Below are 22918 nucleotides of genomic sequence, written 5' to 3'. Positions count from 1 at the left end.
CGTTAGCGTAAAAAAAGCAATTGAAATGCCTGTACACCAAAATAAAAGCCAAAGCCTACAAGAGATAGACCTGACATCCAAGAGATGGTTTTAAGCAATCCGGGTTTGAGAAATCTACGGAAAACACTTGAAGCGGCTGCCATCGTCACATCCCACGCCAACACGCCCAGTACAATCGCTCCGCTGTAAATCAATAGCTGTTGTACTGGATATGTATTAGCAACGTTGGCCAGTATGGAACCGTAAATACCAAGCCAGAAAAGGATGGAGAGGGGATTAAACAACGACATCAGGAAGCCCGCAACAAAGGAGTTGGTTAGGGTATTGCCATTTCCCCTTAATTCGGATTCTGAAATCACACCAGCATTTTTGATGCTTTCAAGACCTGTATACACAAGCACGAAAAAACCAAACAGCCATAAAAAAGCTTTGACAAATGGGGAATTAAGAAGGTGGATCATTCCCAAATAGACAAGCATCATATAGATAATGTCTGCTGTGATTGCACCTAGCCCAATAAACCAGGCGTGCCAAAATCCATTTTTAATACCTCGATCTAACTGCGCGGCATTGATGGGTCCAATGGGAGCTGAAAGTGACAGACCTAGAAAAACATACCCGATAAATGTATTAATGGTGTTTTCCTCCTTGATTATTTATTGGACGTTATGTATTTGTCTCATTTAGTTTATTCGGACAAACCCATGTGTAAGACCATATTTTTGTGCGTATATTATAGGCATAGCTTCCTTATCGCTAACCCAATCAATGAATATGAATTAAATCCCAAAAGGAGCTCTAAACCTCAAACAAAAGGGTTAGAGCTTTTTTTAATGAAGGGGCTTGACACTTTTAATGAAAGCGCTTATATTTATCTCGTAAACAATACGTTATATAACGTTATATAAAAAGGAGAGATAAACACATGAATGTACAACAGACGATTCAGACGATTAATGAACAAGCGAATGGGAAGATTTCTGAGGTTTATTTAGTAGCCTGCGGGGGCTCACTAGTTGATATGTATCCTTCAAAATATTTTCTGGATAGTGAAGCAAAGAAACTGGTAGCAGGGATGTATACAGCGAATGAGTTTGTACATGCGTTGCCCAAACGATTGGGGGCACACTCAGTGGTCATCGTTTGTTCCCACGGTGGAAATACTCCAGAATCGGTCGCAGCTGCTAAATCTGCCAAAGAGAAAGGTGCTTATACCATTGGCTTAACCCACAATAGTGAAGCGAGCCTGCTTAACTATTCGGATTATTCCTTCCTTTACGAGTGGGGGGATGAGAGCGATGTTAAAAACAACCCGATGGCCATTATTCTAGAACTTACGGTTGAACTGCTTCAAATCACTGAGGGCTATGCGCATTACCCAGCTTTCCAGAACGGATTGGGGGCAATCAATGGGATTATTAACCGGGCCAAAGTCCAAGTTGAACCGCGCGCTCAAGTATTCGCTGACAGATACCGCAATGAGGAACTCTTTTATATCCTGACCAGCGGAGCATCTTATGGACATGCTTATGGCTTTGCCATCTGCTCGCTGATGGAAATGCAATGGCTTCATGCAGCTTCTATCCATTCCGGTGAATTCTTCCATGGCCCATTTGAAGTAACGGATAAGGAAACTCCATTTATTCTGATGATCAACGAAGGACGTACACGGGCGCTGGATGAGCGGGCACAGACTTTCCTGAATCAGTATGCCGAGAAAGTGGAAGTGATTGATGCAAAGGAGCTTGGCATCGGAACGATTGCAGACGAAGTGGTAGAGTTTTTTAACCCGGTTTTATTTTACAGCATTGTATGTGTGTATCGTGAAGCACTAGCAAATGTACGCAACCACCCATTGGAAACTCGCCGTTATATGGGCAAAGTAGCTTACTAAGCGCACCTACCAACAGGAGGAAACCATCATGAAGGTTCTAGGCATTGGCGATAATGTGGTAGATAAATATGTTCATCTGCGCATGATGTACCCTGGCGGCAATGCGCTTAATTTCAGTGTGTTTGCCAAAAAAGCGGGAGTGGATGCAGCCTTTATAGGCGTGTTTGGGGACGATCACGAAGCACGGCATGTAGAACATACCCTCCGTGAGCTTGACATCGATATTTCACGGTGCAGATATCACAGCGGTGAGAACGGCTGTGCACGTGTAACCCTGGAAGACGGAGACAGAGTATTTCTGGGCAGTAATGAGGGGGGAGTGACACGTCTCCATCCATTGGAACTGAGCGAAGATGACAAGGATTATCTTGGCGGATTCGACCTGATTCATACTGGCTTGTACAGCCATACAGGCCACTTGCTGCCCGAGTTGGAGACACTGGGAATTCCTATTTCCTTTGATTTTTCAGATGATTTTACAGATACACAGGTAGAACAATATATCATGCATGCCGATTTTGCATTCTTCTCTTGCAGCCATATGACGGATGAAGAGACACAGAATTTTATCCGTTCCAATCGAAAAAAAGAGGGGCAAATTCTGGTCGCCACACGTGGCGGTGACCGATCTATCGCCTATGATGGTACGAAGTTCTATTTTCAAATGCCCGATTCCGTTGACGCTGTGGATACCATGGGAGCAGGCGATTCTTATATAACTGCTTTTTTACTGAGCTTTTTGGAAAAAGGCAACATACAGGCTGCTATGGCAGAAGGCTCAAGGCTTGCCGCCCAGAGCTGCCTGGTAGAAGGTTCCTTCGGATACGGCGTTCATTATTGACGATCCTTTTCGAATATCTTCACTTGTAAGAATATGTAACCTTTGATACTCTAAGTGAGAGTGATATAACGTTATATGACAAGTGAGGGTACATTATGTTAAATTCAGACCAAGCGGAGCCATTATATATTCAATTACAAAAAGCGGTCAAAACCGCAATTCATAATGGAACATTTACGCAAGGAAGTCGTATACCGACCGAAACAGAATTAAGCGAAATGTATAATGTAAGTCGAATTACTGTAAGGAAAGCAATTGCCGAATTAGTTCATGAAGGATATCTGACCAAACGTCAGGGAAAAGGCACCTTTGTCAATATCCCCAAAATTGGACGGAAGATTGAACATGTCATCAGCTTTACGGCTGCTTGCAAATCCAACGGGCTTTCTTCACACAGTGTGGTCACAAAACGTGAAATCGTAGAAGCAGATGAAGAAATTGCACATCAGTTGCAGCTATCGCCAGGAGAAAAAGTGTTATTTATCCAGCGTAAAAGATATGCGGATGATCGCCCCCTGATGCTGGAAAACAATTTTTATCCTTATGAACGCTTTGCATTTCTAATGCACGAGCAGTTGGAGGGGTCTGTATACGAACTGCTGCGGCAAAAATACAGCATCGACCCTAACCAGCCAGGAGAGACGATATTACAAATTGCCTTGGCGGATGAAAATCAGGCCAAATTGCTGGAGACGGCGATCGGGCAGGCGTTGTTTTACATGCATACCATTATCTATGACCAGCATGGAAGCCCGGTTCATGTAGGGAAGCAGTACATCATCGGAGACCGTTATCAATTCTCCATATAATCCGTTACCTGTTATGCAAGGTAGTTCAGGTACGTCTGGCTTCTGCTTCCATCCAATAGGGAGAAGCAGAAGCATTAACATAACGTTATATTACGTCATGTTGTTAGGTGAATCAATCATGAGGTGGTGAAACTATGCAAGGGATGAAAGATACATTAGCAGACAAAGTATTACTCTCCAATGCTATTTTTAATGGATTGGAAAATGAAGCTTCGCCCGGGTTTATTGCAGTGCGAGGAGAACGTATTGCAGCAGTGGGGCATCCGGAAGAGGCACAAGCCTGGATAGGATCGGAAACGGTTGTCTATGATCTGGGCGATGCCTTTATCATGCCGGGAATTCATGACAACCATGTATTTTTCACCGGATATATGTCAATGCATCGGGGCGTGGATCTGACGCATACAGCCTCAAGTGAAGAAGCAGTGCAACTACTGCTTCAAGAGGCAAACCACCTTCCATCAGGAAAAGATGTAACCGCTTACGGTTGGAGCGAGGAAAAATGGGGTGGGCTGCCTGAGCCAAGCTTGTTGGATGGATTGTTTCCCGATCGGGCGGTAATCGCCATCAACCAAAATAAAAGTTACTGCTGGATGAATCGATTGGCTGAGGAGAGATATCAATTTTCGCCAGATCAATGCAGTGCCGAAGCACGCGCTTTACTGCTCCAAGCTATGATGCAGGATCGCAGCCTTGTCCAACAAGAGTTTATGGAATTTTGCCGCCTGCTGGCTGCACGAGGGGTTACTTCTATAAAAGATATTGGCTTTGACCGGCATAGCGAGCTGCTTCCGATTCTAGAGGAATTGAAAGAAACAGGTGAATTGCCACTCCGGTTTCATTTCTCGCTGGAACCGGTTGTTGAACCGTTTGATATAAGTATTGGTATCAAGTATAAGGCACTTTATCATGGAGACCTTATTCGTTTCCAAGGCTACAAGCTGATGCTTGACGGCGTCGTAGCCGATCATACAGGGGATATGTTGGAGCCTTACGCAGATATGCCTGGAGTCACGAATTTGAGGGCGGTTGATTACGAAAAAATTGAAGCCTCAGTTCTGGAAGCGGACAGCCAGGGGATCAAATGCTGCCTAACTGCAGAAGGCGATGCTGCGATTCGCCAAGCAGTATCCATGATTGAAAAATGCCGCGCGCAGCAAGGCAATCACCTTATCAGACATTCGATCAGTGATCTGGAGTATCCTCATCCAGATGACCTGACCAGAATGGGAGAAAACGAAATTTTTGCCGAGGTCTATGCTCAGATTTTGCTGCTGAATCCCTCTTACGAAGAGGCTTATATGTCTGCTGTGGCAGGCAAAGAGAATGAAAACCGTTTTTATAATTATAAGTCCATGCTGGAAGCTAACGTGCCGATCACTATAGGTACTGATTTGCCTTTATTTATCACCAGTGTCCCCGATTCGCTGTATGCGGCCTCTCACCGATTATTCCCGGATGGCTCGCCTGCTGGAGGCTGGTATCCTGACCAAGGAATGCCGCCATCCGAAGTTTTAAAGGCGTGGACGATTAATGGAGCCAAACATTGTTATATGGAAGAGGTTACAGGTACGCTGGAGGCTGGAAAATATGCTGACATCGCCGTTTTTGATCGCGACCTCCTTAATGCATCCGCTGGTGACATCAGGGATGCCCAAGTGATATTGACCATTATGGGAGGGAAGGTTACGTATAACCATTCTTGGAATGAGGGATAAACATGAACATCACGAATAAGAAATGGAAATTATCCTTGCCCCATAGTTATACCTTAATATTCTTGATTATTATTACAGTCGCCGCGTTGACATGGGTTGTACCCAGCGGTCAATTTGAGCGTCATGAAGTGACAGTGAACGGTGTGACCAAAACGGCAATCGTTTCAGGAACCTATCACTCTGTACCCAAAACGGGAGAGAACGGTGATTTAAGACAGGGAATCCCTCAGATTCTTAGCGCTCCTATTGAGGGGATTATCAATGCCGCCGATGTCGTCTCTTTTGTTCTTATTGTAGGCGGCTCCTTCGGTATTATTCTGCAGACAGGCGCCATTGATCGTGCGCTGACAGCTCTTGCCAGGCGGTTGAAAAATAAAGGGATTTTGCTTATTCCCATTGCTATGGTTATCTTCAGTCTCGGAGGTTCTACCTTTGGGATGAGTGAAGAAATTATCCCACTTTATGCGATTTTCATTCCGTTGATGTTTGCCTTGGGTTTCGACTCTATGACAGCTATTTTGATTTTATTTCTGGGAACGCAAATTGGCTATGTTGGTTCGACTGTCAATCCATTTTCAGTGTTGATTGCCCAGGGAATCGCAGGAGTGGAGGGGAATCCTCAGCTCTGGCTGAGATTTATCGAATGGCTTGTATTTACGACGATTTCTATTGCTTTTACGATGTGGTATGCGCACCGGGTGAAGCGAAATCCGGAGAAATCCCTCGTGTTTCAAAGTGATATTATAAACCGCGAGCAATTTATTAAGGAAGGCACAGACGAGGACGTCGTCTTCACATTCCGGGACAAATTAATTATAGGTGGATTTATTGTAACGCTTGGAGCGATTGTCTGGGGAATTTTGGTCAAAGGCTGGTATATGACTGAGATCGGCGCCCTTTTCTTTGCCCTTGGTATTTTTGTTGGGGTTGTCACCAAAATGAGTCAGAAGGAGATAGCTGAGAATTTTGTAAAAGGATGCGGAGAATTTATCTACGCCGCGGTGATCATAGGCCTCGCCCGCGGAATTCTGATTATCGCAGAACAGGGGATGATTATTGATACCGTATTGAATGCACTTGCAAGCGTTCTGGAAGGTTTGCCAAGTTATTTATTCACGACTATTATGTTGCTTGCGCATAATATCATTACTTTCCTCGTTCCCTCTTCTTCGGGGGAAGCTGCACTAACCATGCCTGTACTTGCACCGCTTGGCGATCTTGTAGGCATTAATCGTGAAGCCGTAGTCACAGCGTACCAATTTGGTAACGGGTTAACTAATCTCATTTCACCGACAGGTGGAGTGCTGCTGGCAGGATTGGCCATTGCCCGGATCAGCTTTGGACAGTGGCTGAAGGTAATCTTCAAACTATTCCCGATCCTATGGCTGATTGCTGCTATTTTTGCTGCGATATCGGCTGCGGTGGGTATGTAATCAATCAAGTGAGGGCCCCTGTCTGTTAGAGACAAGGGTTTCTTTTTGTGTTTGTGAAACAAGTCCTCTTATTTAGGAAGGCTACTCATTTCTTTCCCAATATGGTGCATAAGTTTACGCGGAAAATAAATAATATGGATAGCATTTTCCTAAGGAGGAAATAAACTTGATGCTTGCTGATAACAGATTACTCATTGCTGCTCTAGGCGGTGTTAATGAGATTGGGAAAAATATGTATTTCATCCAATACGATCAGGATATTGTCGTCATTGATTGTGGCTCCAAGTTTCCTAATGAAAATTTGCCTGGTATTGACCTCATTGTACCGGATGTCACCTATCTGCTGGAGAATCAGGATAAAGTTAGAGCGCTCATTGTAACCCATGGACATGAGGATCACATCGGGGGCATTCCTTATTTACTGAAGCAGATCAACATTCCGGTATTCGGGACAAAGCTCACCATCGAATTAATTAAGATTAAGCTAAAGGAACATAATCTTTTACGTGATGCCGAGCTTCATCTTATAGATGCGGATTCTACCATTGATGTGGGGAAGATTCAGACATCCTTTTTCACTACTGTCCACAGTATCCCAGATTGCTTGGGCGTCTTTTTTCAGACACCGGAAGGAAATGTGGTCCATACCGGGGATTTCAAATTTGATATGTCTCCTGTCAGCGGACCTTTTCCGGATCTTCATCGCATGGCTGAAATCGGAAAGAAAGGGGTTAAGGTGCTTCTCTCCGAAAGTACGAATGCGGAAAGACCAGGATTTACGCCTTCAGAACGCTTGGTTGGCGGGCACATTCTGGATGCATTCGCTCGAGCCAAGCAGCAGGTATTTATCTCCACGTTCGCTTCCAATGTGAACCGTGTCCAGCAGGTCATTGACGCTGCTGTGGAAACAGGCCGCAAACTGGTCTTACTCGGACGCAGCATGGTAAATGTGGTAACGGTGGCTAAAGAGCTGGGCTTCTTGCACATGCCCGAGGATTTGTTGATTGAGGCTGGAGAAACGGAGCGGTATCCTGCAGAAAAAATTGCAGTTTTATGTACAGGAAGTCAGGGTGAACCGATGGCTGCATTGTCCCGTTTAGCTAATTCCCTGCATCCCAAAATCGAAATATTGCCTGGGGATACCGTCATCATTGCTGCGGGAGCGATACCGGGAAATGAGCGAAATCTTTCCCAAGTCATCGATAACCTGTACGTACTGGGCGCTAACGTTATTTATGGATCAGGCAGCGCTACGGGGATGCACGTATCCGGTCATGGCAGCCAAGAAGAGTTAAAATTAATGATGACCCTGATGAAACCCCAGTATTTAATTCCTATACATGGTGAATTCAGAATGCTGCATCAGCATCGTCAGCTAGCAGAATCAGTCGGTATACCTATGGAAAACGTATTTATTGTCCAAAACGGTGAGACAATTCAAATCAAAGAGGGAAGGGCGTCCCTGGGTCCCAAAGTACCATCCGGCAATAGCCTGGTAGACGGGCTGGTAACTGGTGATGTGGGCAATATTGTACTGCGGGACCGTAAAAAACTTGCCTCAGACGGAATGCTGATTATTGTGATGACTTTGAGTAAAAACGAGAAGCAAATGCTTGCAACGCCAGAAGTCATATCAAGAGGCTTTGTATTTGTTAAGGATTCCGAAGAGCTGATGAATCAGATTCGCGACACGATTATGGCCACAGTGAACGAGTTAACAGAAATCGAAATGAGTCAGTGGGGCTTGATTAAGCAGATGTTAAAGGATAATGTGGGTCAGTTTATTTACAGCCAAACCAAGAGAAGACCTATGATTTTACCTATCATTATTGAGGTTTAGAAATAGCCGATAACTGTCAAACAAATGAATATTGTTCAATACGCGATTAATCAAAAAAGACTTAAATCAGTAATACAACTGATTTAAGTCTTTTTCTTCTTTTTTCCAAAAATGCGGCTGTGATAGCGTTTGTAGCGAAGCGGAGGATTTGAATCTGGAGAAGGGCCAGCGATCGTAAGATCAAAGCCTACGCGTAGTGCCTCCCACTCCTACAGCATCTCGTTTAAAGCCGCTTGCGTTCCTGCTGTATGCCCTGTCGTAAACGCCGCTGTAATATTATAACCTCCAGTGTAGCCGTGAATATCCAGAATTTCACCGCAAAAAAACAATCCAGGCATCAGCTTGGACTCCATCGTTTTCGGATTAATTTCCTTCAAGTTCACACCACCCCCGGTAACAAATGCTTCCTTCAGAGAGAGCGTCCCATTCACACGAATGGGAAACGCCTTGATTCGATGGGCGAGTTCTTGCCATTGCTGCTTGGGAATATGATCATAGGTCAAATCTTCACGCAGTTCGGCTTGCTGAAGCAACAACGGAATCATGCGTTCCGGTAAATAAGGTTTAAGCACGTTTTTGATCGCCTTTTTAGCATCGACCGATGCCAGTTCCAGTGTCTCACGGTAGACTTCATCAGCATGTTTGTGAGGCTGTAAATCGAGAGTTAACAATACTGTGTTTACCTTATCCTTTTTCATTCCCTTGACGACAAACTGACTGCAACGCAAAGCGGTTGGACCAGACAAACCAAAATGCGTGAAAATCATATCTCCTTCATGAACGACAACCTTCTTTTGTTTCGCATTCCATACGGTCAGGCTGATGTTTCGTAAGGAGAGTCCCTGAAGCTCTTTTGTCTGGATGAACGTCTCGCCTGACGTTAGCGGGACCTCTGTTGGATATAGTTCCGTAATGGTATGCCCTGCCTGCTCTGCCCATGCATAGCCGTCACCTTCCGAGCCTGTGTGCGGGACGGACTTGCCACCGACAGCGACAATGACGTTACGGCTACGCAGCATTTCACCAGAACGCAGCCGCACACCAGCCGTATGGCCTTCTTTGCAAATTACTTCTTGAACAGGGCAGCTTGTCCGAATCTCGACTCCTTGAGAGCGTACCTTATTAATCAAAGCATCGACGACCGTTTTGGCTTTGTCCGTTACTGGAAACATACGCCCGTTGTCTTCTTCCTTTAAGGCTATACCTAGTTGTTCAAAGAAGGCGATGATATCCCGATTGCCGAAAGCAGCCAGGGCACTGTGCAGAAAACGACCATTGCCGGGAATGTGGCGAATAAGTTCATCCAGCTCTTTTGCATTGGTGACATTGCAGCGACCTCCGCCGGAGATCCCCAGCTTTCGTCCAAGTTTATTTCCCTTTTCCACTAAAAGCACCTTGGCGCCCTCGCCACTGGCAGCAGCCGCTGCCATTAAGCCGGCTGAGCCGCCTCCGATCACAATAACGTCGTAAGTCATAGACCTCTTCCTTTTCGTCGACAAATTTTCAAAAAATTCAGAATAGCGTAACCGATTTTCCATCATATCGTAATACCGTCTCTTTAGATAGACATTGAGCACAGTAGTTGCGTATATCTCTTATTTTACAGGAGTATAAAAACCGTAAAAACGATCCTCTAATATATATCCGGTATTTAGCAGAATTTGTCGTTCTACACCGGGATTTTAACACATATATTGTAATATATTGTAGCCTGTGCTTTAATTCAACTAACGGCGTCAAGGAAAGATGATGAGGGGGAGAAGTCCTTGTTAATTGCGTTGAAGGAAAGTGTGCTCCAAGTTCTCCTTGCCGTTATATCGGCGGGTTTTTTCTCTATATTAACGAATTATGGGGACAAGAAAAAGGTTTGGGCAGGCAATCTGCTTCCCGGACCTCATCAAGGAATACTTTATCTGTGTTGCTTGCCAGCTATATTGCTATGTTCGCTCTTTCAATACCAGCCTCCATATGGCCTACCTTCCAATCTCGGTATTATTCCCCTTGCTGTAGGCGTCATGTATGGTACACGTCGCACTTCCTTTGTTCTCGCTGCTTCTGCATTGACGGGTGTTCTAATTATAGCGCAGTCGATAGAAATGTCCCCAATGTATGTGGGCACTGCTTTTATCCTTTTTCCTTTTATGCTACTGCATGTCAAGTTTTTTCAAAGAGGAACATTGTTGGACAAAAAGCTCGTAATTTTCACATATGTTGTGGCTGATATGCTGCTTAAGGCATTATTACCGCTATTGTGGGGCAAACAGAACATTTCAGTATACATTCCTGATCTGCTCACAACGTTTTGGAATGTTGCTGTAGGTGTGTTGGCAAGTTTTACGGTCGTAAGTCTGATGCATAATTCCTTTGAGAAACTGACGTTGCGGCGAGATGTAACTGAGTTTACGAGCAAATATTTAATCGAAGTGGATAAGCTGCGTCAAGTCATGGATTTGATGCCGTTATCTCTTGTTACTTTGGACAGCGAAGAACGAGTTATACATATGAACAAAACGATGCTGGAGCTCTACCGGGACTTCGATCCCTATATTACGCTGCCTGAGGTTGTAGGCCGTCCTTTAAACTCGTTGTACGTTTTTAGCGCTTCGCCTGTAGTCAACGAACGAGTTGCGAAAGCATTGGAAGGAGAAGCAGGCGCTGATTTTATAAATGTATCTCCCAAAGTATTCTTCTCCAGTTTCCTTCCTATTCGAGATAAACATATCAATCAAACGACAGGTGTCATTATCGCCTTGCAGGACATCACAGAGCTGGAGACGCTGCGCAGTGAGTTGGGCAATTTCGAGAGGCTTAGTCTGGTCGGACAAATGGCAGCGGGCATTACTCATGAAATACGTAATCCGATGGCGGTTGTGCGCGGGTTTTTACAGCTTATGCGCGAGAAGAGTCCTGATTCTCTAAGTCATTATTACCGCATCGTGATGGAGGAGCTGGATCGGGCGAACGGGATTATTAATGATTTTCTTTCCCTGGCCCAGAATCGGATTGTCGAGAAGGAGCAGTGTCATCTGCATGATATCATTCGTGAACTAACACCTCTTTTGTGGGCAGATGCGAACCTGAGGGGACAGACGATTGAGTTAAAACTGGAGGATCATGTAACGATGCTGCATCTGAATCCTAAGGAAATCAAGCAATTGCTGCTTAACTTATCGCGTAATGCGATGGAAGCTATGGGGGAAAAGGGTGTGCTGACCATTTCTACTCATGAAGAAGAGGATTTTGTCGAACTGGAAGTGAGGGATACAGGTCCGGGAATTCCGCCAAAACAGCTTGAAAAGCTGTTCCAGCCTTTTTACACAACCAAAACGAAAGGTACAGGTTTGGGTCTGGCCTTATGTCAAAGTATAGTGGAGCGTCATCACGGTACGATTGCCGTAGATTCGGTGGAGGGAATGGGCACACAGTTTAAAGTCCGTTTGCGCAGAACCATTCCGACTTATCGGGAGCATTCTGAGACTCCTGTCATAAATTCGATACAGAAATAATTGTGCAAAGATGTAACCGGATTTTTTGCAAATTACGTGAAAAAGATTGTATAATGGGCTTTAGATGTCCATGCCTTTACTACGGCAAAGGGTGAAATTAGAAATGTAGTATACATGATTTAGTGAAAAGGAGTGAAAGAATATGTCTATGTCTTTCGATCAATATATGAGAGATTCAGTTCAGCCTATGCGCGATGAACTGACGAATCTTGGGATTCAGGAACTGCGTACTTCTGAAGATGTGGAGGCTAAGCTGCCTGATGCTAAAGGTACAGTGCTGGTGGTTGTGAACTCGGTATGCGGTTGTGCCGCAGGCCAATGCCGCCCGGGTATAGCTGAAGCGCTGAAGCATGATATAACGCCGGATCATCTGTATACGGTTTTTGCGGGACAGGATAAGGAAGCAACGGCGAAGGCTCGCGAATTTTTCGCGCCGTATCCGCCATCTTCCCCTTCGATCGCGTTACTGAAAGACGGCGAACTGGTTCACTTTATCGAGCGTCATCAGATCGAAGATCGTTCGGCAGATCAGATTGCTGCTGATTTGACCAGTGCATTTGACCGTTTTTGCCGGTAAGACTGCTCAAGCTATGCCCCCGCATTTTTCGCCTGCGAAACTTGCCGGGGCTTTTGCGTGTTGGCTTGTGAAGGAAATTCCTAAAAAAGAGGTGCTTATCTGATGAGTTTGCAGGAACAGATTATTGCTGAATTGGGAGTACAGCCTACGATCAACGTAGAGGCGGAGGTCCGCAAGCGTGTGGATTTCCTCAAGTCGTACGTAACAAAAACAGGAAGCAAAGGGCTGTTGATCGCCATCAGTGGCGGGATTGACAGTGCCGTAGCAGCCGCCTTGTGCAAGCAGGCTACAGATGAGTTGACACAGGAGCAAGGGCAAGAATACAAAACACTGGGTGTATTCCAGCCCTATGGTCAACAGGAAGATATCGAGCATAGCTACGCGGTGGCTAAAGCGTTCAACCTGAAATATGCCGGGGAAACGAACATTAAGGAAGCCGTGGATACGATTGCCGTGGAAGTAGAGCACACATTAAAGGATATCGGTCTGGAACGTTCCATTACTCCGCAAGTGAGAGGAAATGTAAAGGCAAGAACACGTATGGTGGTTCAGTACGCACTTGCGAATGAACTGAACCTGCTCGTCGTGGGTACAGATCACGCTTCAGAAGCCATTACAGGCTTTTATACCAAATGGGGTGATGGTGCGGTCGATATTACACCGCTCAGCACTCTCAACAAACGTCAGGTGCGTTTGCTGGCCAGCTATCTTGGAGTTCCGCAGGCTATTTTGGACAAAGCGCCTACAGCAGGATTGTGGGAAGGCCAGACGGATGAAAAGGAACTGGGAATCTCCTACGAAGCAAACAGCGACTACCTGGAGGGCAAAGAAATTGACCCGGCGGCCCGCGAAAAGCTGGAAAGCTATTTTACACGTACAGCACATAAGCGGACAAGCATTCCGGGAGTGTAAGCATTAATCATTTTGGAATTGTAAAATGCTAAGCTAAATAAATGCGGCGATCCGCCCGGCGGATCGCCGTTTGTATTGAGGGGGCTACTGCCTAATTAGTGATCCGGTCAATGAAGCGGCGGGTTTCGGTAATTGCCTGATCCAGTTGAAGACTGCCTCCCTGGAATGGATGAACGGTGTTAAAGGTATGATTGCCGCCTTGAATTTGTACCCACTCGATGTCGGGACGAACGGAGGTGAGCTGGGCAGAGCCTTCCCGTAGACGTTTGGAGTCTTCGGTTCCCTGGATAAGTACAGCTGGGAGCTGGCTATTGGCAAGCCTGTCTACAATGGCAAAACGCTCGCGATTGTGCTCCAGGTCGTCCAGAATGATAGCATCAAGCGGAAGCTGTTGCCCGGTTCTGGCGTTCTGCACATAGCTGCGTCCCTTGGCACGCATTTCTTCTTTTTGTGGTAAAGTAAACAGATCAAGATTGGTTACGCCATTCCATGAAATGACGCCAGCAATCTCGCCGGGATGATCTAGTGCATATACAAAGCAGCTTCCCGCACCTCGGCTATGTCCTAACAGAAACAACGGCAATTCTCTGAATTCATGGCGTGATCTCAAATTGGACAGCAATAGTTCCAAATCCTCTTGTTCGCGGCTATAGGTGTTGCGTGCGAACTTTTCCAGCTCGGTAAAATTCTCCAGATCCTCACCTATGCCATTATGTGAAAAATTGAAGGTTACTACGTGGTTATCCATACTCAATGCTTCTGCAATAAAGGGGAACATACCCCAATCCTTAAATCCTTTGTAGCCATGAGCGATGATGAGCAGGCTCTTGGCCGTATTTTTAGCGGGAAACCATGAGGCCCGGATCACCGCATCTGTTCCTGCATCAGTACCAGCTTCAACCACAATCGTTTCTGACATCCTATCCTTCCTTTCTACGGGAGTTTTTTAACCGGCATATCCGCGAATTTAAAGCATTCACTGATTGCCTCTCTCATTTTAACATATTTTGGTGACGCTTTTACGCCTTTACGACTCGCCAGGGTGTGGACGCACTGTTACAATAGATCCAGTAAAGTAAAAAAAGGGCGGGGAATACCCAAATGATCTACGGAATTGGACATGATGTGCTGGAAATAAGCCGTATGGCTCATATTTTGGCAGGTAAATATGCAGATGCATTTTTGAATCGGGTGTTGACCCCGGCAGAACGCGAGCTTGCAGTGGAACGCAAGGGAAGGCTAGCGGAGTTCGTAGCAGGGCGCTTTGCTGCCAAGGAAGCCATAACGAAAGCCTTTGGCTGTGGAATTGGACAAATCATCGGGTTCAGCGATATGGAAATTTTACCTGAACCGGGGGGGAAGCCCGTAGTTTATTTGTCTTCGTCTGCGTGGGATCGACTGAGATTACCGAATACGGGTGACTCGAATTACAGCATTCACTTGAGTATTACACATCAGCCTAACATTGCCTCTGCTTTTGTGATTGTCGAATATAAGGAGACGTGATGTGATGACTACAAATACATTGGAACAAAAGCGTTACTTCAGTTTTGAACTGTTGAATTGGTATACACGTAACAAACGCGACTTGCCGTGGCGCCGCCATCGCAATCCTTTTTATATCTGGATTTCGGAAATTATGCTTCAGCAGACACGTGTCGATACGGTCATTCCGTATTTTAATCGCTTTATTGCACGTTTTCCGACGATTGAAGCGCTGGCGGAAGCGCCCGAGGAGGATGTTCTCAAGCTGTGGGAAGGGCTGGGGTATTATTCGCGGGCCCGGAATTTGCAAACGGCGGCGAAACAGGTAGTTGAGCTTCACGGTGGGCAGGTGCCAGATGATACGCAGGCTGTTGCTGCACTGAAAGGAGTAGGTCCGTATACGACGGGGGCGATTATGAGCATTGCCTTTAATCGGCCAGAGCCTGCTGTAGACGGGAATGTGATGCGTGTGCTGTCGCGTTATTTTCTCATTGAAGAGGATATCATGAAGGGCAGCACGCGAGCGCATATGGAAAGTCTGGTCAGGGAGCTGATTCCCGAAGGAAGAGCCTCCGATTTTAATCAGGCGCTGATGGAGCTGGGGGCGCTGGTCTGCACGCCAAAGTCGCCTCATTGTCTGACCTGTCCGGTCATGGAGCATTGCTCGGGCAGGCTGGCAGGCCGCGAGGAGACGCTGCCAGTCAAAACAAAAGCGAAGCCGCCGCGGCTGGAGCCTCGCTCCGTCGCCCTTATCGAGGGTAGCGGTGCCAACGCAGGCCGCCTGCTTGTGCGCCAGCGCCCGGCCAAGGGCCTGTTGGCCCGTATGTGGGAGCTGCCGCACGAGCTTGCCGGACCGGAGGGCTACACCGGTCCGGTACCAGATGAGCCAGCCATGGATCACCTGGCAGCTCATTTGTTGGCAGAGGGCGTGCATGCGCGCCCGGTGCGGTTCGTACGTGAGGCAGAGCACACGTTCAGCCACATTCACTGGAACCTGCGTGTGTTCCAGTGTGAAGAGGTCGCCGTCCCTGCCGGGGAGGCGGGCGAACAGTTGCTGGCTGCCGAGCAGCGGGCCAGCTACAGCGCCGCAGCGAAGCCAGGTGCGTTGATTGCGCTGGCTGAGCAGGTGGAGCACGCACATAATGCGCTGCCGGCGGGGTACCGCTGGATCAGCGAGGCAGATATGTCCACCTTGGCGTTTCCCAAGGTATTCCTGGATCTGATCAACGAATATTATGCAAAGCAAAAAGAGAACTGATGTTAATAATATAACTGTCAGCAAAAAATAAAGTATTAGACTGGGCCTAGAAATTGAAACAGCGACAACCAAGGACGAGAAAACCAGCTAATGTTTGTCAAGGGGTTCCACCAACATTCTAACGAAAAAATACGCCAAGGGGATGGCATATTTTTCTATAAACTGAACGGTATGATCGTCTAATAGGTCGAGTATCAAATTCCATTTATTTGACTCCCACTCAAAAAAGCAGTGACCCGCAAGTCGAAAGACTAGGCTGTCACTGCTTCTATTGTGCTATCGCTTGGCTTGGAGATTCGTCTATTTCTCTGCCCATTTCAAAACCAGTATATATAAGTAAACTAGTACAAATGCAATACCGTAAGAAATGAAAGTCCATAAATAATTCCAGCCAATGCTATAAGTAACCCAGCCCAGCCAAACAGCGCATAGTTCAGCAACTGTTGTCACAGTGGTAAAAATAATAATCGTAAGAAATGGACCCTTCTTCCATTTTTTGATCAAGTACACCATGAGTGAAACTAGTACAGGATATACTCCTATGTTGAACGGCAAGGTTGAAAAGGATGCATCTTTTGTGATTGTGTTACTCGCCAAAAATCAAAATGTTTGCCAATTGCATTAAACAGAAATCCTACTGTTGAACCAAACGGAACGACAGAACAATTCGGGAATTTAATGAGCAACTAAAAGGGATTAGCTTCACGGAATCGCTCGACGAGAGTACCCTCACCTCCATATGTTTGACCAACAACGGACACCATCTGGTGTTCGTTTTTTTGCTTACTGATACTCAAAGAGAGTCCCTCTGGTTCTAGTATCCACTCATCGCCGAACACGATAGACCCCTGTTCTCCCCCATGAATATTTATCACTATTTTACACATATTACATGTATATCATGATTTAAGTTTTTTGAAGGGGGACCGTCATCGTCATGGCAAGATTACTCGAGGCGAAATTAGATCATCTAAAAAAGATCCTGGATCATCTTCCTGATGTCGTCTTCAAAAAAATGGATGTGGGACAAACGGGAATCCGTGAAGGCCGCTCTCAGGTTAATCTGAGAACAACTGAAGGAAGAATTGGTACAGCAGGCGGCTTTTACGATCAATGCGAAAGAAGGAACAGATCTTGAGGCGTGTGTGATAGAAGTGTTATCAGGATGAAGTTGAGGATACCCATAGCAAACTTATCCCTCACGTCAAAGGGGAGGCTCTCTCATTCACGGTTCGTATCAAAACAGCTGTCAAACTAAACGAAAACTCGGTTATTTCTTCGGAGTTCTTGAAGGAACTGTTCATCCGAACCGCTAAAGAAACGGTGCAAGATGAAATCAAAAAGATCGTGCTCCAATCATTAAGCAAGCTCCAGAAAGAAATGAAAGCAGACGTAGCCGGCTTCGGTTCAAAGGTAAAAGTGAACTATCCCGCCTACTGGGATCGTGTAAAAGACAATTGGCAGGATACATTCAGTGAAATACCGATCGACGTTCGGGTTGAAGTACAGATTGAACGAACAGGTGCTTATACAAAAGGAGAGGGAGCGTAATGCCCAACACACCTTCCATGAAACAGGATGAAATTTCTACTATACAAGCTCTATTAACAGTAACTTCGACCGTGTACGCTGTGGGAATTGTCAGTTTACCACGAACCATCACGGAACAGACGCAAACGCCTGACGTGTGGCAGGGGCTTTTGCTGGCAAGTCTGTTTGGTGTCGGCGTCGTTTTTATCAACGTGAAATTGTGTCGGCGATTTCCAGGGAAGACGTTCTATGAGCTCAATTCTGTGATCGCAGGTAAATTTATCAGCCTTTTCATCAATATTGCGTTCATGGTATATTGCGTAATGATCTGCTCTCTTGTATCCAGAATGATGGCAGAATTCCTCAAAGCCCTTGCATTGGAGAGAACTCCGGTAAGCATGATTCTCTTGCCGTTTCTTCTGCTCATTGGTTATTTGACCTCGGGCGGTCTTCATGCGATGGTTCGCTTGGTCGAGCTTTTCTTTCCCTTAACCTTTATTGTTTATTTATTGCTGATCATTCTCAATATCAATCATTTTGACATTGATAATTTGCGCCCTGTTTTCCATCAAGGGTGGGGGCCGATCCTCAAATCTCTTAAAGTTGTACCTTTTTCGACGCTGGGTTTTGAATCCATGCTCATATTAACTAATTTTATGGTCAATCCACAAAAAGCATGGAAAGCGGGGGGGATCGGCTACTCGATTGCAATGGCTTTGTATGTCATGATGGTAACGATGGTCGTTGGCTGTATGTCGGTAGAAGAAGTTTCCCAATTGCAATGGCCGGTCGTTTCTTTTGCGCAGCAAATTGAATTCCCCGGTGCGTTCCTGGAACGGTTTGAAATATTTTTTATCATTTTGTGGACAATCAAAATTTTCATGACCGCCTCAAATTATTATTTCTATCTTGTAGCCGGGATCAGCCAGCTCACCCAAAAGTGGAACGGATACATTTTTTATCTTCCGTTAATTATCATATTTGCCGTCAGCATCTATCCTCAAAATTTTATTCAAATAGATAACTTTGGTACAGTAACGGGGTATTTTGGAATGATCATATGCGCGGCAGTACCATTGGTGCTTCTTCTCATTTCCATGATCTTCTGCATAAGGGGAAACCTAGATGGGAAACGTTCATAATGTAATTGGTCATTCACCCCTAAAATGATAATAAATAGGGGTAGTGAAAATATGAACATAGATGATGTTCGAGGCTGCATGGAATCTGCTTTTGGTCAACCGTCTGGCGTTTTCAGGCATTTATCGTGCGAATCCTCTTGGAGGCATGCGTGGTGATCCAAAGATCTTACTCTCACGCTGGAATCCGGATGATCTATGTAAGCGTATCAACACGATTCATTCTATGAGTGACCGGTTTACTGTCCAAAACCGGGATGCTTTAGAATTTATAGAGGACCAGTTTTGGTATAAGGGGTAGCGCCAACATTTTGACCGTTTTTATGTTTAGCTTTATCGGACATGCATTTTCGTCGTTCCTGATGACCTTAGCGGACGTAACGAACCGTTTTTCGGCATACTGATGACCGCTAATGATGTATAGTGGACAACGACTTAGAGTAAGAAAAGCCCGTTTTTTATGCTCCCTTAGCGTATATTTTCGTTAAAATATTGGTTGGACCCCATTTAGAGGCATGACTAAGAAACCCTCTGCTCCTACAGAAATTTATGGATTAATATGGTAATATGGTAATTTTACAGACAATAGGGCTCGTTTTTACTAAGTATGGCGTATATGTATGTATAAGCTGATTTACGGAAATTTCCTCCATTTGTGTCTCTAATATTTCGAGTTGAGACTGAAAAGCAAGTAATAAGGTAATCATTCCTTCTAAAACGTAATGTTGAGAGATGCTTCGGTTGACCTTGGCTTTTTGCTTCAGCGCTATGTCTAGCAGCTCTGCTCTATCGTTAATCCACTTCCTAGAGTGAGAGAGCCTGGCATGTTCAAACAAAGATTGAGAGGCATTTTTGACCTTACCCTGAAGGCAAGCTTGTATGAGCTTCATGCCATGCCCGGTGCGGCTTTAAATCGCCGCGGTAGAACATTTCAGCTAAGTGCCAAGCGTCTGCTGCATCTGTTTTAACTTTGCGTAACGTAGTCCCGCGTGCTCGCTTAGATTGCAAGGGATTCACAATGAGATGTTCAATTTCTTCTCGTATGAGAAATGAAACGAGCCCACGATGATTCCAACCTCATAGCTTCGCTTGTTATACGGGATCGCATGCCCCAACCAGCTCAAACATGGTCGTTGGTGATAGTGGGAGAACAGTTTTCTTGACGGGGTTATTTATTTCCCTAAAACCACCTAGTTCTTCCCGGCTATCGTCATCTTAAAACACCTATTAAAATAGGCCAACCAAATTTTTGGTTGACCTAATAATACGAAATAAAGTCCTAGACTGTCGCTGTTCCACTGAACTAACGAATCCTGTTAGTTCAGTCATATCACTCTTTCCCTATGGTTTCTTCATAAACGCTACTTACATACTGTTGTCAGTAGTGTTTTTGTATATGTTCGGCAGTGGCGGCCGACAATCACACTGTCATCATCGAGTTCCACGTCCACGATGTCGATGCCGAATATTACGAGCGCTTGAAGCCGTTTGTCGATGAGTGGGTAAAGGAACCTACCACAATGCCGTGGGGGAACCGTGTCGTTCTGTTTCGCGATCCCGACGGCAATCTTGTTAACCTCTTCGCCTCTCCACCATTGCTTTTCTTTCCCTAGAATCGTTGCTACAACCTTTCCACGATACGCTTAATTTATTTCATTATATCGTTCGACTGCCTTGCTCAGCTTATAATTGAAATTCTCAGGTGTGCCATCTGTAGTGTTCAGGAACTGGCCGTTCAGGTCAGAATCAGATACAGGTTCCTTCTTATTGATGCGTTCAATGATTTTCGAAGCGGCCGCTTTTGCCTCAGTGGCTGAACCAACATAGCTCTCGATACTGAAGCTGTTAATTCCTTCTTTTTGAACTCGTTTCTTGTCTTTTGAGATTGTCATGAGTGCACTTAGATCTGCGGTCATAATGTCGTATTTGGCTTTAAACTTCGTCATATCAAGTTGCAGCACATTGTCGGCGGTGATTCCCTGCTCATCCATTTCAATGGCCGTAGCCTCGGCATCTATCATGAACTTCAAGGCATTATACCTGATCTGCTGGTCTGAATCCTTGAGTTTTTGCAGTTCGGCCAGACGCTGCTCGTTACCCAATTTTTGCAAAGCCGTGAAGTATTGTTTGGCGACAGTCTCGTAAGCGAGATTGGCACTTATAAGCTTGGTATGCAGCTGTTTTCCTTTTGCGAAATCATCATCCACGTAGCCTTTTGTATCGTAGTAGGCTTTCATTTCGTCCAGGACGGACAACAGATCATTGATGACCGGTGTCAGTTTGATCACTACGGGGTCTACGTTCGCAAAAGCAGGTTGGCTTGCGGTATAGCCGTTCGCTTTATCAACAATTTCCCGCTCAGTTTCAGCAACGCCGAGCATGATGAAGCTGAAGTTCTTGTCGATTACAGGCTGTGTATCACCTCCGAACTTCTCGAAATAATGAACCAGAACCTCATTGATTCTGCCTGTCATCAAGTTATTCAGCCTCACATACGCATTGTATTTTTCGATTTCTTTGCTCTCGCGGGACGTAACGCCTGCAGGCGCTTGATCCACGGTGGATGTAATGGCAGAACAAGCGGACAACATTGTACCTAACATGATAATGGCAATAAAAAATGATAGCTTTCTCAAAATAGTGATTCCTCCGACTGAGTAATTTAACGTGCTTTTCTTTTGTAAGGTGTCTGAATAGGAGAGAGAGAACAACTGCCCTCTTCTGGTCGATTAAATTCCCTCTTCGCCGCATATTAATGTTGATTGTGAAATAATCTATTCAATTTTAAAATTATTTGGTGAATGGGTCTTGAGACTTGAGTAGCATAATTTTATAAATTTCTTTGTCGTCACTTTAAAGAAGATGTAACATGAGTAATGATAAGGCCGGCCTAATGATAAATCGTAATCGATCAGCTTGAGATGTGCGGTGGAGATCCAGTTGCCGTTGCGGCTGCTCTGGCTGTCCGGAATTAAAGGAGTTATTATTTTTCTCGAACAACCAAGCTGTCCTGTCCGTTCGTATTATGAGGTCAGCCAGTTTTTACTGGTTGACCTCTTTGTTCATAAGAGGTTTATTATGGGCAGCCGAGGTAGAACGTCAAAGCGTTTTATTTTTGGTGATTTTTTCGGTATTCGGATGGGGTCATCTTGTTGACCGTTTTAAACATTTTGGAGAACAGGAGTACATCTTTATACCCTACAGACCGAGCAATATCTCCGATTTTCAGGGAAGTATTTTTTAAGAGGGAGCAAGATTTTTCAATCCTCAAATGCAATAAAAATTCCTGTGGTGACTTATTGAGTTGCTGTTTAAATAAACGATGCAAATACGAACGGTCAATTGAAATGTGCTTGGCAATGTCACTTACGGTAATGAAGTGTGAATAGTTTTGTTGAATAAAGAGAAGCGCTTCTTTAATATAACGCTGCTGTCTTACCTCATTGTTGACTTCCTGATTAGGATAAAGTTCAAACATCAGATACAGGAATTCATACAGCTTGGATGTAAGCAACAGGTCTTTGTTGGATTTCAGCGTAGAAGAAACGACGATACTTTCCATACAGCGAGCAAGATTGCCCTCTGCTTCAAACCGGAAAATGGGATTGTCCCTATGGATACAGGTCCGGCTTAGATATTCTTTTGCTTGCACCCCATTAAAACCGATCCAGGCATATTCCCATGGGTCGACTTCATCCGCTTCGTAGTAAATTAAAACCTTCGGCTCAATAAAGAAAGCATCGTTTTTCTCCAAATGATAGATTTTATCGTTGACTTTAAAGATCCCTTTTCCTTTTAAAATAAAATGCACCATATACCCGCTTCGAATGGCTGGACCATAAGAGTGTTTGCTGGTACAGCTCTCTTTGCCACATGTGTATAGATTGAGATCCAAGTTGTTATAGGAATGATCGGAAAAATGCGAACTCATTTGTTTTCACCTCTTAATTCATCTCTGCATATTATCACACCGTTT

20 protein-coding genes and 2 pseudogenes are annotated in these 22918 nt (G+C 45.1%); 16 read left to right on the top strand and 6 right to left on the bottom strand.

Annotated features, from left to right (window positions below; genetic code table 11):
• Positions 1 to 2: 2 nt before the first annotated feature.
• On the bottom strand, positions 3 to 635 hold the full coding sequence (locus C0638_RS04140) for a LysE family transporter (protein WP_025676060.1): 633 nt from the start codon (positions 633 to 635) through the stop codon (positions 3 to 5).
• A gap of 290 nt (positions 636 to 925) precedes the next feature.
• Between C0638_RS04140 and C0638_RS04135 the strand changes: the two genes are divergently transcribed.
• The 6 genes from C0638_RS04135 (at position 926) to C0638_RS04110 (ending at position 8535) form a co-directional block, all read left to right on the top strand.
• Positions 926 to 1894, top strand: coding sequence for an SIS domain-containing protein (locus C0638_RS04135; RefSeq protein ID WP_013369380.1), 969 nt, complete (start codon positions 926 to 928; stop codon positions 1892 to 1894).
• A gap of 28 nt (positions 1895 to 1922) precedes the next feature.
• Positions 1923 to 2735, top strand: a complete 813-nt coding sequence (locus tag C0638_RS04130; RefSeq protein WP_013369381.1) for a fructoselysine 6-kinase — start codon at positions 1923 to 1925, stop codon at positions 2733 to 2735.
• Between the two features lie 95 nt (positions 2736 to 2830).
• Positions 2831 to 3544, top strand: a complete 714-nt coding sequence (locus C0638_RS04125) for a GntR family transcriptional regulator (RefSeq protein ID WP_040102148.1) — start codon at positions 2831 to 2833, stop codon at positions 3542 to 3544.
• Between the two features lie 134 nt (positions 3545 to 3678).
• Complete coding sequence (locus tag C0638_RS04120; protein WP_058710683.1) at positions 3679 to 5262, top strand: amidohydrolase; 1584 nt, start codon at positions 3679 to 3681, stop codon at positions 5260 to 5262.
• 2 nt (positions 5263 to 5264) lie between these two features.
• A complete protein-coding gene (locus C0638_RS04115) occupies positions 5265 to 6695 on the top strand; it encodes a YfcC family protein (RefSeq protein WP_058710684.1) in 1431 nt (476 codons plus the stop codon).
• A 169-nt stretch (positions 6696 to 6864) separates the two neighbouring features.
• Positions 6865 to 8535, top strand: a complete 1671-nt coding sequence (locus tag C0638_RS04110; protein WP_058710685.1) for a ribonuclease J — start codon at positions 6865 to 6867, stop codon at positions 8533 to 8535.
• A 209-nt stretch (positions 8536 to 8744) separates the two neighbouring features.
• Here C0638_RS04110 and C0638_RS04105 read toward each other — a convergent pair whose 3' ends face one another.
• Complete coding sequence (locus C0638_RS04105; protein WP_058710709.1) at positions 8745 to 10010, bottom strand: BaiN/RdsA family NAD(P)/FAD-dependent oxidoreductase; 1266 nt, start codon at positions 10008 to 10010, stop codon at positions 8745 to 8747.
• A gap of 291 nt (positions 10011 to 10301) precedes the next feature.
• Between C0638_RS04105 and C0638_RS04100 the strand changes: the two genes are divergently transcribed.
• The 3 genes from C0638_RS04100 (at position 10302) to nadE (ending at position 13530) form a co-directional block, all read left to right on the top strand.
• Positions 10302 to 12041 (top strand): two-component system sensor histidine kinase NtrB, encoded by a 1740-nt coding sequence (locus tag C0638_RS04100; protein ID WP_058710686.1) that lies wholly within the window; start codon positions 10302 to 10304, stop codon positions 12039 to 12041.
• Between the two features lie 142 nt (positions 12042 to 12183).
• The gene (locus tag C0638_RS04095; protein ID WP_013369388.1) at positions 12184 to 12618 is read left to right on the top strand and encodes a BrxA/BrxB family bacilliredoxin; all 435 of its coding nucleotides are present in this window, start codon (positions 12184 to 12186) and stop codon (positions 12616 to 12618) included.
• A 102-nt stretch (positions 12619 to 12720) separates the two neighbouring features.
• Positions 12721 to 13530 carry an ammonia-dependent NAD(+) synthetase gene (gene nadE, locus C0638_RS04090; protein WP_013369390.1) on the top strand — a complete coding sequence of 270 codons (810 nt, stop codon included), beginning with the start codon at positions 12721 to 12723 and terminating at the stop codon, positions 13528 to 13530.
• Between the two features lie 91 nt (positions 13531 to 13621).
• Here nadE and C0638_RS04085 read toward each other — a convergent pair whose 3' ends face one another.
• On the bottom strand, positions 13622 to 14449 hold the full coding sequence (locus tag C0638_RS04085) for an alpha/beta hydrolase family protein (protein WP_058710687.1): 828 nt from the start codon (positions 14447 to 14449) through the stop codon (positions 13622 to 13624).
• Positions 14450 to 14631: 182 nt separating this feature from the next.
• Between C0638_RS04085 and acpS the strand changes: the two genes are divergently transcribed.
• The 6 genes from acpS (at position 14632) to C0638_RS25545 (ending at position 19910) form a co-directional block, all read left to right on the top strand.
• Entirely contained in the window at positions 14632 to 15036 is a 405-nt protein-coding gene (gene acpS, locus C0638_RS04080; RefSeq protein WP_013369392.1) for a holo-ACP synthase, read from the top strand.
• Between the two features lie 4 nt (positions 15037 to 15040).
• Complete coding sequence (gene mutY, locus C0638_RS04075; protein ID WP_058710688.1) at positions 15041 to 16273, top strand: A/G-specific adenine glycosylase; 1233 nt, start codon at positions 15041 to 15043, stop codon at positions 16271 to 16273.
• A 937-nt stretch (positions 16274 to 17210) separates the two neighbouring features.
• The gene (locus C0638_RS04065; RefSeq protein WP_233902282.1) at positions 17211 to 17411 is read left to right on the top strand and encodes a hypothetical protein; all 201 of its coding nucleotides are present in this window, start codon (positions 17211 to 17213) and stop codon (positions 17409 to 17411) included.
• Between the two features lie 56 nt (positions 17412 to 17467).
• Complete coding sequence (locus C0638_RS04060) at positions 17468 to 17824, top strand: Ger(x)C family spore germination C-terminal domain-containing protein (RefSeq protein ID WP_080683394.1); 357 nt, start codon at positions 17468 to 17470, stop codon at positions 17822 to 17824.
• A complete protein-coding gene (locus C0638_RS04055) occupies positions 17824 to 18945 on the top strand; it encodes a GerAB/ArcD/ProY family transporter (RefSeq protein ID WP_013369398.1) in 1122 nt (373 codons plus the stop codon). The genes C0638_RS04060 and C0638_RS04055 overlap by 1 nt, the downstream gene beginning before the upstream one ends.
• Positions 18946 to 19766: 821 nt before the next feature.
• Complete coding sequence (locus C0638_RS25545; RefSeq protein WP_233902281.1) at positions 19767 to 19910, top strand: hypothetical protein; 144 nt, start codon at positions 19767 to 19769, stop codon at positions 19908 to 19910.
• On the opposite strand, the pseudogene C0638_RS25540 reads toward C0638_RS25545, so the two are convergent.
• Positions 19885 to 19959 (bottom strand): annotated as a pseudogene (locus C0638_RS25540) (hypothetical protein); the annotation flags it as partial. The gene C0638_RS25545 and the pseudogene C0638_RS25540 overlap by 26 nt on opposite strands.
• A gap of 383 nt (positions 19960 to 20342) precedes the next feature.
• Between C0638_RS25540 and C0638_RS04040 the strand changes: the two are divergent.
• A pseudogene (locus C0638_RS04040) lies at positions 20343 to 20555 on the top strand (VOC family protein); the annotation flags it as partial.
• A gap of 30 nt (positions 20556 to 20585) precedes the next feature.
• Here the strand turns inward: C0638_RS04040 and C0638_RS04035 are convergent.
• A complete protein-coding gene (locus C0638_RS04035; RefSeq protein WP_058710690.1) occupies positions 20586 to 21578 on the bottom strand; it encodes a YiiG family protein in 993 nt (330 codons plus the stop codon).
• 473 nt (positions 21579 to 22051) lie between these two features.
• Positions 22052 to 22873: an AraC family transcriptional regulator gene (locus tag C0638_RS04030; protein ID WP_058710691.1), complete on the bottom strand. Its 822-nt coding sequence runs from the start codon at positions 22871 to 22873 to the stop codon at positions 22052 to 22054.
• Positions 22874 to 22918 lie beyond the last annotated feature (45 nt).

The organism is Paenibacillus sp. lzh-N1, from assembly GCF_002872435.1.
Classification (GTDB): domain Bacteria; phylum Bacillota; class Bacilli; order Paenibacillales; family Paenibacillaceae; genus Paenibacillus; species Paenibacillus polymyxa_C.
The sequence above is the reverse complement of the archived record's forward strand: the minus strand, read 5'-3'. Positions and strand labels throughout refer to the sequence as shown.

Excerpts from the sequence above, each read along its gene's own strand:
- C0638_RS04055 (WP_013369398.1), top strand. The coding sequence starts at position 17,824 with ATGCCCAACACACCTTCCATGAAACAGGATGAAATTTCTACTATACAA.
- C0638_RS04065 (WP_233902282.1), top strand. The coding sequence starts at position 17,211 with ATGGCAAGATTACTCGAGGCGAAATTAGATCATCTAAAAAAGATCCTG.
- acpS (WP_013369392.1), top strand. The coding sequence starts at position 14,632 with ATGATCTACGGAATTGGACATGATGTGCTGGAAATAAGCCGTATGGCT.
- C0638_RS04135 (WP_013369380.1), top strand. The coding sequence starts at position 926 with ATGAATGTACAACAGACGATTCAGACGATTAATGAACAAGCGAATGGG.
- C0638_RS04110 (WP_058710685.1), top strand. The coding sequence starts at position 6,865 with ATGCTTGCTGATAACAGATTACTCATTGCTGCTCTAGGCGGTGTTAAT.
- C0638_RS04095 (WP_013369388.1), top strand. The coding sequence starts at position 12,184 with ATGTCTATGTCTTTCGATCAATATATGAGAGATTCAGTTCAGCCTATG.
- mutY (WP_058710688.1), top strand. The coding sequence starts at position 15,041 with ATGACTACAAATACATTGGAACAAAAGCGTTACTTCAGTTTTGAACTG.
- C0638_RS04115 (WP_058710684.1), top strand. The coding sequence starts at position 5,265 with ATGAACATCACGAATAAGAAATGGAAATTATCCTTGCCCCATAGTTAT.
- nadE (WP_013369390.1), top strand. The coding sequence starts at position 12,721 with ATGAGTTTGCAGGAACAGATTATTGCTGAATTGGGAGTACAGCCTACG.
- C0638_RS04120 (WP_058710683.1), top strand. The coding sequence starts at position 3,679 with ATGCAAGGGATGAAAGATACATTAGCAGACAAAGTATTACTCTCCAAT.
- C0638_RS04130 (WP_013369381.1), top strand. The coding sequence starts at position 1,923 with ATGAAGGTTCTAGGCATTGGCGATAATGTGGTAGATAAATATGTTCAT.
- C0638_RS04105 (WP_058710709.1), bottom strand. The coding sequence starts at position 10,010 with ATGACTTACGACGTTATTGTGATCGGAGGCGGCTCAGCCGGCTTAATG.
- C0638_RS25545 (WP_233902281.1), top strand. The coding sequence starts at position 19,767 with ATGTTCAAACAAAGATTGAGAGGCATTTTTGACCTTACCCTGAAGGCA.
- C0638_RS04085 (WP_058710687.1), bottom strand. The coding sequence starts at position 14,449 with ATGTCAGAAACGATTGTGGTTGAAGCTGGTACTGATGCAGGAACAGAT.
- C0638_RS04030 (WP_058710691.1), bottom strand. The coding sequence starts at position 22,873 with ATGAGTTCGCATTTTTCCGATCATTCCTATAACAACTTGGATCTCAAT.
- C0638_RS04125 (WP_040102148.1), top strand. The coding sequence starts at position 2,831 with ATGTTAAATTCAGACCAAGCGGAGCCATTATATATTCAATTACAAAAA.